The organism is Photobacterium sp. GB-72 (genome assembly GCF_003026095.1).
GTDB lineage: Bacteria > Pseudomonadota > Gammaproteobacteria > Enterobacterales > Vibrionaceae > Photobacterium.
In genome coordinates, this window is sequence record NZ_PYNV01000001.1 from 463,362 (window position 1) to 476,495 (window position 13,134).

Annotated in this window: 15 protein-coding genes and 1 riboswitch; of the genes, 10 read left to right on the forward strand and 5 right to left on the reverse strand. The window is 40.6% G+C overall.

Features of this window, described 5'->3' with window-relative positions; genetic code table 11:
* Window positions 1-8: 8 nt before the first annotated feature.
* The 6 genes from hisC to hisIE are packed head-to-tail and all read left to right on the forward strand — an operon-like array spanning window position 9 to window position 4,943.
* On the forward strand, window positions 9-1,055 hold the full coding sequence (gene hisC / locus C9J40_RS01990) for a histidinol-phosphate transaminase (protein ID WP_107245700.1): 1,047 nt from the start codon (window positions 9-11) through the stop codon (window positions 1,053-1,055).
* Window positions 1,056-1,066: 11 nt separating this feature from the next.
* Window positions 1,067-2,137, forward strand: coding sequence for a bifunctional histidinol-phosphatase/imidazoleglycerol-phosphate dehydratase HisB (hisB, locus tag C9J40_RS01995; RefSeq protein WP_369917432.1), 1,071 nt, complete (start codon window positions 1,067-1,069; stop codon window positions 2,135-2,137).
* Window positions 2,137-2,784: an imidazole glycerol phosphate synthase subunit HisH gene (gene hisH, locus C9J40_RS02000; protein WP_107245566.1), complete on the forward strand. Its 648-nt coding sequence runs from the start codon at window positions 2,137-2,139 to the stop codon at window positions 2,782-2,784. The genes hisB and hisH overlap by 1 nt, the downstream gene beginning before the upstream one ends.
* A gap of 20 nt (window positions 2,785-2,804) precedes the next feature.
* The gene (hisA, locus tag C9J40_RS02005; RefSeq protein WP_005370613.1) at window positions 2,805-3,539 is read left to right on the forward strand and encodes a 1-(5-phosphoribosyl)-5-[(5-phosphoribosylamino)methylideneamino]imidazole-4-carboxamide isomerase; all 735 of its coding nucleotides are present in this window, start codon (window positions 2,805-2,807) and stop codon (window positions 3,537-3,539) included.
* A gap of 10 nt (window positions 3,540-3,549) precedes the next feature.
* Window positions 3,550-4,323 carry an imidazole glycerol phosphate synthase subunit HisF gene (hisF, locus tag C9J40_RS02010; RefSeq protein ID WP_005370612.1) on the forward strand — a complete coding sequence of 258 codons (774 nt, stop codon included), beginning with the start codon at window positions 3,550-3,552 and terminating at the stop codon, window positions 4,321-4,323.
* Window positions 4,320-4,943 (forward strand): bifunctional phosphoribosyl-AMP cyclohydrolase/phosphoribosyl-ATP diphosphatase HisIE, encoded by a 624-nt coding sequence (hisIE, locus tag C9J40_RS02015; RefSeq protein ID WP_107245568.1) that lies wholly within the window; start codon window positions 4,320-4,322, stop codon window positions 4,941-4,943. Before hisF ends, hisIE begins: the two co-directional genes overlap by 4 nt.
* 107 nt (window positions 4,944-5,050) lie before the next feature.
* Here hisIE and C9J40_RS02020 read toward each other — a convergent pair whose 3' ends face one another.
* Both C9J40_RS02020 and C9J40_RS02025 read right to left on the reverse strand, forming a co-directional pair.
* Complete coding sequence (locus C9J40_RS02020) at window positions 5,051-5,629, reverse strand: thymidine kinase (protein ID WP_005370610.1); 579 nt, start codon at window positions 5,627-5,629, stop codon at window positions 5,051-5,053.
* A gap of 162 nt (window positions 5,630-5,791) precedes the next feature.
* Entirely contained in the window at window positions 5,792-7,390 is a 1,599-nt protein-coding gene (locus C9J40_RS02025) for a Na+/H+ antiporter NhaC family protein (protein ID WP_107205599.1), read from the reverse strand.
* A gap of 86 nt (window positions 7,391-7,476) precedes the next feature.
* A riboswitch (Lysine riboswitch) is annotated at window positions 7,477-7,657 on the reverse strand.
* A 361-nt stretch (window positions 7,658-8,018) separates the two neighbouring features.
* Between C9J40_RS02025 and C9J40_RS02030 the strand changes: the two genes are divergently transcribed.
* Window positions 8,019-8,414 (forward strand): H-NS family nucleoid-associated regulatory protein, encoded by a 396-nt coding sequence (locus tag C9J40_RS02030; protein ID WP_045183993.1) that lies wholly within the window; start codon window positions 8,019-8,021, stop codon window positions 8,412-8,414.
* 234 nt (window positions 8,415-8,648) lie between these two features.
* Here C9J40_RS02030 and C9J40_RS02035 read toward each other — a convergent pair whose 3' ends face one another.
* Both C9J40_RS02035 and C9J40_RS02040 read right to left on the reverse strand, forming a co-directional pair.
* Window positions 8,649-9,617, reverse strand: a complete 969-nt coding sequence (locus tag C9J40_RS02035; protein ID WP_107245569.1) for a lytic transglycosylase domain-containing protein — start codon at window positions 9,615-9,617, stop codon at window positions 8,649-8,651.
* Between the two features lie 7 nt (window positions 9,618-9,624).
* The gene (locus C9J40_RS02040) at window positions 9,625-9,903 is read right to left on the reverse strand and encodes a YcgL domain-containing protein (protein ID WP_005370601.1); all 279 of its coding nucleotides are present in this window, start codon (window positions 9,901-9,903) and stop codon (window positions 9,625-9,627) included.
* Between the two features lie 221 nt (window positions 9,904-10,124).
* Between C9J40_RS02040 and minC the strand changes: the two genes are divergently transcribed.
* Genes minC through minE form a run of 3 tightly spaced genes read left to right on the forward strand, consistent with a single transcriptional unit; the run spans window position 10,125 to window position 11,936 of the window.
* The gene (minC, locus tag C9J40_RS02045) at window positions 10,125-10,829 is read left to right on the forward strand and encodes a septum site-determining protein MinC (protein WP_107205598.1); all 705 of its coding nucleotides are present in this window, start codon (window positions 10,125-10,127) and stop codon (window positions 10,827-10,829) included.
* 24 nt (window positions 10,830-10,853) lie between these two features.
* The gene (minD, locus tag C9J40_RS02050; protein WP_107205597.1) at window positions 10,854-11,666 is read left to right on the forward strand and encodes a septum site-determining protein MinD; all 813 of its coding nucleotides are present in this window, start codon (window positions 10,854-10,856) and stop codon (window positions 11,664-11,666) included.
* A gap of 6 nt (window positions 11,667-11,672) precedes the next feature.
* Window positions 11,673-11,936, forward strand: coding sequence for a cell division topological specificity factor MinE (gene minE, locus C9J40_RS02055; protein WP_005370595.1), 264 nt, complete (start codon window positions 11,673-11,675; stop codon window positions 11,934-11,936).
* A gap of 52 nt (window positions 11,937-11,988) precedes the next feature.
* Here minE and rnd read toward each other — a convergent pair whose 3' ends face one another.
* Window positions 11,989-13,116 carry a ribonuclease D gene (rnd, locus tag C9J40_RS02060; RefSeq protein WP_107245571.1) on the reverse strand — a complete coding sequence of 376 codons (1,128 nt, stop codon included), beginning with the start codon at window positions 13,114-13,116 and terminating at the stop codon, window positions 11,989-11,991.
* Between the last annotated feature and the right edge of the window lie 18 nt (window positions 13,117-13,134).

Genomic DNA, 13,134 nt, shown 5'->3' on the forward strand with positions numbered 1-13,134 from the left:
TCATGACGATGGCAAGACTAGCACGTAAAACAGTACGTGAATTAACCCCTTACCAATCAGCCCGTCGATTAGGCGGCAACGGAGATATTTGGTTAAACGCCAACGAATCGCCGTTTGATAACGAGTACAGCATTAGTCTTGCTCGATTAAACCGTTACAGCGAATGTCAGCCACCAGCATTAATCAATGCCTACGCAGACTATGCCAATGTAAAACCCGAGCAAGTGTTAACCTCACGTGGTGCCGATGAAGGTATCGAACTTCTGATCCGCGCTTTTTGTGAGCCAAACCAAGACAGTATTTTATATTGTCCACCGACGTATGGCATGTATGCCATCAGTGCTGAAACTTACGATGTAAATGCGAAAGTTATTCCGCTCACAAGCAAGTGGCAATTAGATTTAGAGGCCATTTCACAAAACCTTGATGGCGTAAAAATAGTTTTCGTTTGTAGCCCGAATAACCCGACAGGTAACTTGTTAGCACGTAAAGACATTGAAGCCCTGCTCGATATGACAGCAAACTCAGCCCTAGTCGTTGTTGATGAAGCCTATATCGATTTCTGCTTAGAAGAAAGCGCCAGCGATTTACTGTCAAGCTACCCTAATTTAGTCATTCTTCGTACGTTATCAAAAGCGTTTGCACTAGCGGGTTTGCGCTGTGGCTTTACCATTGCTAACAGCGATATTATCGATGTTTTGCTTAAAGTGATTGCCCCCTACCCCGTACCTGTACCTGTCACTGAAATTGCAGTCCAAGCCCTATCGGAAGCAGGTCGAGCACGAACAAAATTCCAAGTGCTTGATATCAGTGCTAACCGCGCTTACTTACAAGCGGGTTTAAGCATGTTAGATGGCGTAACCGTATTTGATGGCTACGGTAATTACCTACTGGTTGAATTCCCTAATGCAGATCAACTCTTTAAAGCATTATGGGATAACGGCATTATTTTACGCCGCTCTCCGATTGAAAACTGTATTCGAATCAGTGTAGGTAACCGCGATGAGTGTGAGAAAACTCTCGCCTTTATTCGTAGCCAATTAGAACAACAATAAGGACATTGATTGTGAGCAAGGAAAAGATTTTATTTATTGACCGTGACGGCACCTTAATTGTTGAGCCGCCAGTAGACTTTCAAGTAGACCGTTTAGACAAACTTAAATTTGAACCGAATGTGATTCCTGCCCTACTTGCTTTGCAAAACGCAGGCTACAAACTAGTGATGGTGACAAACCAAGATGGTTTAGGTACAGATAGCTACCCACAGGCGGATTTTGATGCGCCACATAACATGATGATGGAAATCTTCGAATCACAAGGTGTAGTATTTAGCGATGTGCTGATCTGTCCTCACTTTGATAACGAAGGTTGTAGCTGCCGTAAGCCTAAACTTGGACTGGTCAAAGAGTACCTTCAACAAGGTCGCGTCGACTTTGAAACCTCTGCAGTCATTGGTGATCGGATTACCGATCTACAGCTTGCTGAAAATATGGCAATTCGTGGTATACAGTACAACCCTGAAACCATGAATTGGATGCAGATATTAACGGATTTAACCACCCAACCTCGCATTGCTGAAGTAGTACGAACCACCAAAGAAACTGACATTCGCGTTAAAGTGAATTTAGATCAAACGGGCGGTAATACGATTTCAACTGGCCTTGGCTTTTTTGATCACATGTTAGATCAAATCGCCACGCACGGCGGTTTTCAAATGACCTTAACCGTTGATGGTGATTTACACATCGATGATCACCACAGTGTTGAAGATGCTGCACTTGCGTTAGGCGAAGCGTTGAAAAAAGCCTTAGGTGATAAACGTGGAATTGGCCGCTTTGGCTTTAGCCTACCGATGGATGAGTGTTTAGCACAATGCGCGTTAGATCTCTCTGGTCGCCCGTATTTAAAATTTGAAGCACAATTTAGTCGTGATCAAGTAGGTGATTTATCAACGGAAATGGTGCCGCACTTCTTCCGATCTTTAACTGATACACTCGCTTGTACTCTGCACTTATCATCATCAGGTAATAACGACCACCACATTGTTGAAAGCCTATTTAAAGCTTTCGGGCGCACATTACGCCAAGCGATTAAAGTAGAAGGTAACGAGCTACCAAGCAGTAAAGGAGTATTGTAATGACAACAACCAATACTCAGCAGCGCGTCGTCATTATTGATACCGGCTGTGCCAATGTCTCTTCTGTTCGCTTTGCTATTGAACGTCTTGGCTATCAAGTAGAAGTCAGCAAAGATCCAGCAGTTGTACTTGCTGCCGATAAACTTTTTCTTCCGGGTGTCGGTACCGCCAGTGAAGCAATGCAGAACCTACAACAGCGTGATTTAGTTGGCTTAGTCAAGCAAGTGACTAAGCCATTATTAGGTATCTGTTTAGGTATGCAATTACTGGGTAAAGCGTCGCAAGAGCACGGGCAAAATGGCAGTGAAATTATTCCCTGCTTAGATTTGTGTAATGCTTCTGTAGAGAAAATCCAAGCAGAGGGGTTACCGCTGCCACATATGGGCTGGAACACCATTACACCGGAAGATAATCACCCATTATTTAAAGGTATTCCTGCGGGAAGCTATTTTTATTTCGTTCATAGTTACGCCATGCCTGTATTTGATCATACCGCGCAGCAAGGTGGCAAAACCATCGCCAGCGCGCAATATGGTCAAAGCTTTACCGCAGCAGTGCAAAATGGCAATTACTACGGGGTGCAATTTCACCCAGAGCGTTCAAGTAAAGCTGGCGCGAAACTCATTCAAAACTTCCTCGAACTATAACGATAACAAAAGGACTTGTTATGATTATTCCTGCATTAGATCTGATTGAAGGCCAAGTCGTTCGTCTATTCCAAGGCGACTATGGTCAAGTGACAGAATACAAAGTCGATCCCGCAGAGCAATTTAATCTTTACCACCAAGCTGGCGCTAACTGGCTACATTTGGTTGATTTAACGGGCGCAAAAGATACGCAAGCGCGTCAGTTATCTTTAATTGAAAAACTACTCAAAAGCACACCAGCCAATGTACAAATTGGTGGTGGCGTACGCACCGAGCAAGACGTCGCAGATCTGTTAAACGCTGGTGCTAAACGTGTGGTAATTGGTTCTACCGCCGTTAAACAACCAGAAATGGTAAAAGGTTGGATGGAAAAATACGGTGCTGAACACATCGTATTAGCTCTGGATATCAACATTGATGACAACGGTAACCGCATTGTCGCTGTCTCTGGTTGGCAAGAAGATTCAGGCGTTACTATTGAGGCGCTATTAGAAGATTTCTTAAAAGTGGGTTTAAAGCACGTGCTGTGTACTGACATTTCTCGCGATGGCACATTGGCTGGTTCAAATGTCGAACTGTATGTCGATCTTTGTCGCCAATACCCACAAGTACAATTTCAATCATCTGGCGGCATTGGCTCGCTTGATGATATTGCAGCATTAAAAGGCTCAGGTGTGGCTGGCGTTATTGTAGGTCGCGCCCTACTTGATGGTAAGTTTACTGCCGAGCAAGCCTTTACATGCTGGAACAATTAAGGAGACCACAATGTTAGCTAAACGTATTATTCCTTGTTTAGACGTACGTGATGGTCAGGTTGTAAAAGGTGTCCAATTTCGTAACCACGAAATCATTGGCGACATTGTACCACTGGCAAAACGTTACGCTGAAGAAGGCGCAGATGAATTGGTTTTCTACGATATTACCGCATCAAGTGACGGTCGTGTTGTTGATAAAAGCTGGGTATCTCGCGTTGCAGAAGTGATTGATATTCCATTCTGTGTCGCAGGTGGGATTAAATCTGCTGACGATGCGAGCCGTATTCTTCAATTTGGTGCAGATAAAGTCTCTATCAATTCACCAGCGCTGGCAGATCCAACATTAATCACCACATTGGCGGATAAGTTCGGTGTGCAATGTATCGTTGTCGGTATTGATTCCTATTTTGACGCTGAAACAGGTCAATATCAGGTATACCAATTTACTGGTGATGAAAAGCGTACCAAAGCTACCCAATGGCAAACACGTGATTGGGTTGAAGAAGTTCAACGTCGTGGCGCGGGTGAAATCGTACTGAACATGATGAACCAAGATGGCGTACGTAATGGTTACGACTTAGAGCAACTCAACATGGTACGCAGTGTATGTGACGTGCCTTTAATTGCTTCTGGTGGTGCGGGTGAAATGCAGCACTTTAGCGATGCCTTTAAGCTTGCGAATGTAGACGGCGCCTTAGCTGCCTCTGTTTTCCATAAACAAATCATCAACATTGGTGAGTTAAAGCAATTTCTGAAAACGCAAAATGTGGAGATCCGACTATGAGTTTATTAACCAAAATCAATTGGGAAAAAGTAGCCGGACTGATCCCTGCTATTGTTCAAGATAATGCCAGTGGTCAAGTGCTAATGCTTGGCTACATGAACGAAGATGCGCTTCAAAAGACACTTGATACTAAACAAGTCACTTTCTGGTCTCGCACCAAAGAGCGGCTGTGGACGAAAGGTGAAACATCAGGCAATGTACTGCAACTTAAAAGTATTCAGCTTGATTGTGACCAAGACACCTTATTAGTACACGTCGATCCAATTGGTCCAACGTGCCACTTAAACACGACCACCTGTTTTGATTCTGATAAAAGTGATGCTCAGCCACCGTCACTGGTTTTTCTTCATCAACTTGAGCAGCTCTTGGCGAGTCGTAAAGGTGCAGATCCTGAGTCTTCCTACACAGCTAGCCTCTACGCCCGTGGCACCAAGCGTATATCGCAAAAAGTGGGCGAAGAAGGTGTTGAAGTCGCGCTTGCGGCAACGTCGGGTGACAAAGCGGAATTAGTATGTGAATCAGCGGATTTGATCTATCACCTGCTTGTCCTACTTCAAGATCAAGGTTTATCACTGTCAGATGTGACGAATAAACTGCAAGAGCGTCATAATAAGAAATAATTCAATCGTCAGTTACGATGAAAAAGCCAGCTAAATAAGCTGGCTTTTTGTTTCGCAATAATTACCTGGATAAGATAAAGAGGACTATCCCTATTATCATTAAATAATTAACGACCTAATGCCTCTTTATAATGTAATCGACATACTGATACGTAACGTGCGTTGCCACCAATTTCAACTTGTTCACCATCAGCAATAGCACGACCGGTTTCATCTTGACGGATCACCATGTTTGCTTTGCGACCACAGTGACAAATTGTTTTTAATTCAACTAACTTATCCGCCCACGATAATAAGTAACGACTCCCTTCAAAAAGTTCACCTAAGAAGTCTGTACGTAAGCCGTAACATAAAACCGGAATATCGAGTTTATCGACCACTTCCGTTAATTGATACACCTGCGCTTTAGATAAGAACTGGCATTCATCAATTAATACGCAATCAATTTTACCTTTATCTGATAACGCTTTTAATCGTTCGAATAAATCATCTTCTGCATTAAATAACTCAGCCTCTTCTTCTAAACCAATACGAGAGCTGACTTTACCCACACCAAAGCGATCATCAATCGCAGCAGTAAAAATAACGGGGGTCATTCCTCTTTCGCGATAATTAAACGAGGATTGCAATAATGTGGTCGATTTCCCTGCATTCATTGCAGAGTAATAGAAATACATTTGGGCCATGAGGATTCCCTAGTAATACGATTGGTTTAAAAAAACTGCGCCGATGCTACAGAAATTCACTCACAATGAAAAGTGATAGACTTAACAAGTACACATTAGTTACAAAAAAGCCCATACTCTTTTTCATGAAAAGTGTATGGGCTTAAAAGAACAGAGATAAAATCAGCTTTTTACTGTTGGGACATAAGTACGTCGTGATAACCAAGCAAACAACACACAAACCATAATAAAAGTAATTATAGCCGCGATGAAGGCTACGGGTAATGAATCAGTCATACCTAGCACAAGGAAGCCAATAGTAGAAACAAAGGCGACAGAAACTGCGTAAGGAAGTTGCGTTGCGACATGATCAATATGATGGCAACGTGCCCCCGTTGAAGACAATATTGTAGTATCTGAAATCGGTGAACAGTGATCACCAAATACAGAGCCTGCTAATACTCCCGCTAGCATTGGTAACATCAAGGTAATATCGGTTGCCCCAGCTAAATCACCAGCTATAGGTAACATAATGCCAAACGTGCCCCACGACGTACCTGTAGAAAATGCCATCACGCCTGATAATAAAAATAAGATCATCGGTAATAACATAGGGTTAATATTCCCTTGTACAAGGGTTGATAAATATTGACCCGTTTTCATATCACCAATAACGCTACCAATACTCCACGCGAATAATAAAATTAAAATCGCACCAAACATGGATTTAGCACCAATCCATAATGTGCGAATAACTTCATTAAATGCAATACGCTGGCGAATGACTGGAATAATCGCAGCAACTAAGCCAAATAAACCACCAAGACAAAGTGACTTACCGACATCAGTATTTTCAAACGCACCTAGCAGAGCAAAAGATTTACCATCTGCTGCTAATGCTTGATAGCCTGTAAAAACCATAAAAAAGAACGTGGCAAATATTAAAATAACAATCGGCCAAATTAAATCGCCAACTTTACCTTTCGTACTTTCAACAATTTCTAATTCGTCAGTTAAATCTTTTGCTTGTTCATCAACATCACCGCCTTCATCAAAACCACGGCCATGCATTGCTGCCATCTCATGTTTTTTCATTGGTCCAATATCCCATTGGAACCAAGACACAACAAAAACCATAGCTAAAGCAAAAATAGCATAGAAGTTCATTGGCGCTAGCGTTAAAAAGGCACTTAAAGGTGTATATTCTGTTACTCCATGCGTAACTAAAATACCGCCAATTAACGTAATTATATACGCACCCCAACTCGATGCCGGCATTAGAACGCACATTGGAGCGGCTGTTGAATCCAATATATAAGCCAATTTAGAACGAGATACATAATAGCGATCCGTTACAGGACGAGCGATAGAACCCACCGCTAAACTATTAAAGTAATCATCAACAAAAATAAACACGCCTAAAAAGGCAGCAAGCAGTTTCGCGCCCCTTTTCGTTTTAATTTTTGTTTGTGCCCATGCAGCAAATGCACGAGTACCACCAGACAATGTTAACAATGCTGTCGTCATGCCTAATATAATGAGGAATAAAACAATACTCATATTCCAGGTATTAATACCACCATCAGATATGAATAAGTTTTGTATAGTGCCTCCTAAATAAGAAGCTGAATGGTTAAATGAAAAGTCATTTAAGTAAAGTGCTCCTAATACGATACCCGCACCAAGAGAAACTAACACACGCCGAGAAAGTATCGCTAACCCTAACGCAACAATAGGAGGAATAATGGATACTAATGAATGGGAGTAATCTACTAAATTCATGATCTCAAAGACAACCGAATTAGGTTGGAGATCTACTGGATAACATGGCGGTTAACCATATTTGAAGAACGTCTTGGCTCTTCTCTTTTCACAGTAGCGCTCCATAGTGAATATGATTATATACTATGGCAGTGTTGCACTTATTCAATACAACCCCAGAAAAAGGATTTGACGTCACTCTTACTTCGGCATTAGCTCCTTTCATTAACCGTCATTGGTTTCACCCTCTTGTTAATTACTATTAGATAACGCGCCTCTACCTTACATCAAGGTTGCGATTATTCTACGTAATGTTTCATTATTTGCAACAACATCACATGAAACATTTAACAACAGAAAAAATAACATTGCTTTATAAATATAATCTTATCTAAGTATAGCTTCACTCATTAAATATTATGAACCTACGAGCAGATATGTTTCATTTTGTAACCATTTAAACATCTATTAAGCATAAATCCGATATTCGTATTTTTATAAAAATACGAATATCGCTATTATTAACAATTAACAATAAAGAATGTTTAAAGTGTTTTGACATAATGAATAAAAGCATTACTATTGTAATAAATGATTCGACACTGCTATTATTATTTACAGTTAGTTAAAAATAACAGGAAATATAAAAATGTCTGATGCAATGAAAGCACTTTTAAACCTTCGTAGTCTTCGTGCACTTTCTCGTGAATATACTTTAGAGCAACTAGAAGAAGCTTTAGAGAAATTAACTACCGTTGTTCAAGAACGTGCTGAAGCTGAAGAAGAAGAACAAGCAAAAGAAAATGAGCGTAATGAAAAACTAGCTCAATACCGTGAAATGCTATTAGCTGATGGTATCGACCCTGAAGAATTGTTAGCAAGCCTTTCAAAAGCACCAAAAGCAAAACGTGCTGCACGTCCAGCTAAATATAAATTCATCGATGAAAACGGTGAAGAAAAAACGTGGACAGGCCAAGGCCGTACACCAAGCGCGCTTAAGCAAGCACTTGAAAATGGTAAATCTTTAGAAGAATTTGAAATCTAATTTCATTTCCTACCATATATTTAGAAAGCTCAACTTAGTTGGGCTTTTTTTATACTGTCATGAACCAAGAATTATAGACATCAATCTAAACAACGCTGTTTTCGAATTGCTTAAAGATATGTCTAGGCAAATATTTATTCGCTTTTAAATATAGAAAACACATATCAAAATAAAAAGTCAGGCAGTAGTGCCTGACTTTCAATACAGATAACCTTTTATTATTGGTTATAGCTATTAGATACGATCAGCAAGATGGCTGACAGCTAAAGCAAAATAATGAGAACGATTCCATTTCATTAATGTTTGGTAATTACCATAAACAAGGTAAGCACGCCCATGTTCGTCATCAGGTTGAATTAACCATGCATCAATGTCTTCTTTGGGTAAATTCCCACCACTCATAGTACGAACACCGAGTGTTTGCCATTGTGCTAGTGTTTTGGTTTTTTCTACACCCGTACCTTTTAAATCGGGCGATAATGATGATGGGATCTTAACTTGACGTCCCCAAGTATATTTATCATTCCAACCTGATTTTTTTAGGTAATTCGCTGCAGATGCAAAAACATCCGCTTTAGTATTCCAAATATCAGCTTTACCATCATTATTACCATCAACCGCAAAGGTTAAATAAGATGTTGGCATAAATTGGCATTGACCCATCGCCCCTGCCCATGATCCTTTCATCTCATCAATCGTAATATGTCCTTCTTGAAGGATTTGTAATGCCGCCATCACTTGTTTACGAAATAATGCTTCACGACGACCTTCATAAGCCAACGTGGTTAATGCTTCAACAACATGGTAATTACCTTGTAATTTACCAAAGTTACTTTCAACCCCCCACAACGCAACAATAAAACGTGGTTGTACGCCGTATTCTTTACCTATCCGATCTAATGTTGTTTTATTCTCTTGATATAAACGACGTGCTTGTTTTACTTTCCAGTCAGGTACAGCGCGTGGAATATATTGATCTAATGTTAACTTTTTCTCAGGTTGGTTTTTATCTGCTTTTACTGCACGATGAGTAAATGTAATGCCTTTAAAAGCTGAATCGAGAATAGGCTCAGAAATACCATTACTACGCGCTTCTGCTTTTAATTTATTTATATATGCGTTAAACCCTTCATCAGCAGCAAAAGCTGTTGAGGAAATCCCTAGTCCTAAGGCCACAACGGCCGATATAAAACGCTTATGCATAATAACCTTAATTAGCTCTGCCGGCTTTCTCGGCTTTATATTGATCCAATAAATTTGTTACTGGCGGTGGAACTTGAAGATAGAAACCAACGGTCTTTAATGCTTCTTTTACTTTTTCAACATCGGCCAAGGCTAACTTTCTTCCTTCTAACTTTATCACCATAACAAATTGCGGTTTACCAAATGTATTCATTAATACTTCAGGCACATCGGAGAAATCATCTTTCTTATTTACATATAAATATGTGTTATCTTTTTTTAAGCTTTTATAGATTGCACACAACATTTCAATTCACCTATTTGTTAAAGCTTATTCTTTCAGACAGCTATTTTAACGTATCATTCCCCGTTGGTTTATTTTTCCCCCTACAGGATGAGACTTTTGTCTGAATTTCCCATGTCAAAGCAAGGATAACTTGCCCCTAACTGCTCGGGAATATACCATGCTAGTACCTTTGTGATAATCAACAAGAATGGTTAATTTAAACATTAACCATAATAAATACCATGACCAAGACGACTGAACTTAAAGGGAGCTCATTTACGCTCTCTGCGCTTCATTTAATTGATGGTGATATCAAAAAAGCGACCGATCACCTAAAAGAAAAAATTGAACTCGCACCTAATTTCTTTGCATCAGCTCCCGTTGTTATCGATATCTCTAATGCAGGCAAAGATATTAATTTTGAGCAATTAAAACGAGCAATTGTCGACGCGGGCATGATCCCTGTAGGTATCAGCGGTTGTAAAGAACAAGCGTTACAAAATCAAGCAAAATCTGCTGGATTTGCTATTATGAATGCCGCACGCACGGTGAAAGAAAAAACAACAGTAGAATCTACTGAGGCTGAGCCATCTTCTCAGCCAGTTCAAGGCCGAGAGTCCGCACTTATCATTCGCACTCCTGTTCGTTCTGGTCAACAGATTTATGCTAAAAATCGTGACCTTGTCATTCTCAACCATGTGAGTGCGGGCGCTGAAATTATTGCTGATGGTTGCATTCATATTTACGGTACGTTACGTGGTCGAGCATTAGCTGGAGCCAACGGAGACCTAGAAGCGACAATTTTCTGTCAGAACTTGCAATCTGAACTAATTTCAGTTGCAGGAAACTACTGGCTAAGTGATAACATTCAGGATGAGTTCTGGGGCAAGGGTGTTGTAATTTCAATTACTGATAATACGCTTAGCATCGAGCACCTTGCTTTATAAAAGTTTTAATAAGGAATTTAGTAAATGGCACGAATTATCGTTGTTACTTCAGGTAAAGGCGGCGTTGGTAAAACAACCTCAAGCGCAGCCATTGCATCTGGTCTAGCATTATGCGGTAAAAAAACGGCGGTTATCGATTTTGATATTGGTCTACGTAACCTTGATCTCATTATGGGTTGTGAGCGACGTGTCGTTTATGACTTTGTGAACGTTATCAACGGCGAAGCAAATCTGAACCAAGCATTAATTAAAGATAAGCGTGTTGATAACCTTTTTGTTTTACCTGCATCTCAGACTCGTGATAAAGACGCACTCTCTCGTGAAGGTGTTGAGCGTGTTTTAAATGACTTGGATAAAATGAATTTTGATTTCATTATCTGTGATTCTCCAGCAGGTATTGAAACTGGTGCTTTAATGGCACTTTACTTTGCTGATGAAGCGATTGTAACAACGAATCCTGAAGTCTCTTCTGTTCGCGACTCTGATCGTATTTTAGGTATTCTAGATTCTAAGTCTCGCCGAGCAGAAGATGGTAAAGACGCAGTTAAACAACACTTACTACTAACACGCTATAACCCGACACGTGTAACGCAAGGTGAAATGCTAAGCGTTCAAGATGTTGAAGAAATTTTACACATCCCTCTTTTAGGTGTTATTCCTGAAAGCCAAGCTGTGCTAAACGCATCTAACAAGGGTGAGCCCGTTATTTTCGATAAAGAATCTGATGCTGGCATTGCTTATGAAGATACAGTAGCACGCTTATTGGGTGAGGAACGCCCATTTAAATTCTTAGAGGAAGAGAAGAAAGGCTTCCTAAAACGCTTATTTGGAGGCTAACTTTATATGGCACTGCTCGAGTTTTTCCGCCCGAAAAAGACGAAAACAGCGAATGTAGCAAAGGAAAGGTTACAGATTATTGTCGCTGAACGTCGTAGTGCTGGACAACCGGCTCCAGCCTACCTACCCCAGCTAAAACAAGATATTTTAGATGTGATCAGTAAGTACGTTCAAATCGACCCAAATCAAGTGTCTGTGAACCTTGATCATAAAGAGGAAGATTTATCCGTACTCGAACTTAACGTGACGTTACCTGACGAAGAACGTTAATACAAAAAAACCCGCAGATGGCGGGTTTTTTCTTTTAGGACGTAGTAATCAATTAGGCTTTTTCGTCTAATAACTTTAATACACGTTGCTCAAATAAATCACAACGCCAGTTTTTCAACATTTCAGGACGTTTTTCATCTTGACGCTGATACTTCCATGCCCAAGATAATACTTGGTGGATCTGCTTTTTAGAAGCTAAGAACTCAGGCGCTAAACCTGTCTCTTTTTCAACATCTGTTACTACGTCTTTGATGGATTTTACCATCTGCTTATAATGTGGGAAATCAACCAAACGCTCTATTTTCGCGGGATAATCTTGCGCTGCAATACGATCGCAATCATGCACCATTTTCAATAAACGGTTACCGTGACGTTGGATCTCCATTGGCTCAAAATCTGCTTTCTCAAGCTCAGCTCGTGATTTAATATTAAAACGCGCTAATTTCCATAAATGTAATTCTTTGACAATGAAGTTTAATGCGATATCCCGTTTCTGCGCTTCACGTACTCGCCAAGCTGCAACTTTTTGCAAAACAGCAAGTTGCTGTGGGTTTAACTGCCATGCGTTTTTAATATCAAGATACGCTTTTTCTGGATCAACGGGCTTAATACGGCGGTGTATTACAGATAGGCATTCTTGCTGTAATGCTTCCATATAGCCCCGTTCTTCAACCTTAGCTAATAAACTTTCAAACAACGGTTTTAAGTAATAAACATCGGCAGCGGCATAATCGAGTTGTTTTGCCGTTAATGGACGTGCAAGCCAATTGGTACGCGCTTCGCCTTTATCAAGCTCAACACCAACGTATTCTTTCACTAATGCACCAAAGCCCGTTGAAATACCTTGTCCAAGGAAAGCTGCCATTAACTGAGTATCAAACATTGGTGTTGGTAAACAACCGGCATGATGCTGAAATACTTCTAGATCTTCACCACAGGCGTGAAGCACTTTCATCACCGATTGATCACGTAACAGTGCCCACAATGGCTCCATGTCTTCCACTTCTAATGGATCAATTAACGATAACTGCTCACCATCGAATAATTGAATCAAACCTAAACGCGGGTATAGCGTACGAGTACGGACAAATTCCGTATCAAGCATAACGGCAGAGTGCGTTCTGGCTGAGTCACAACGCTGTTGTAATTGCTCGGTTGTTGTAATTATCTCGAAGTTCACATGATACCTTTTCGGTGT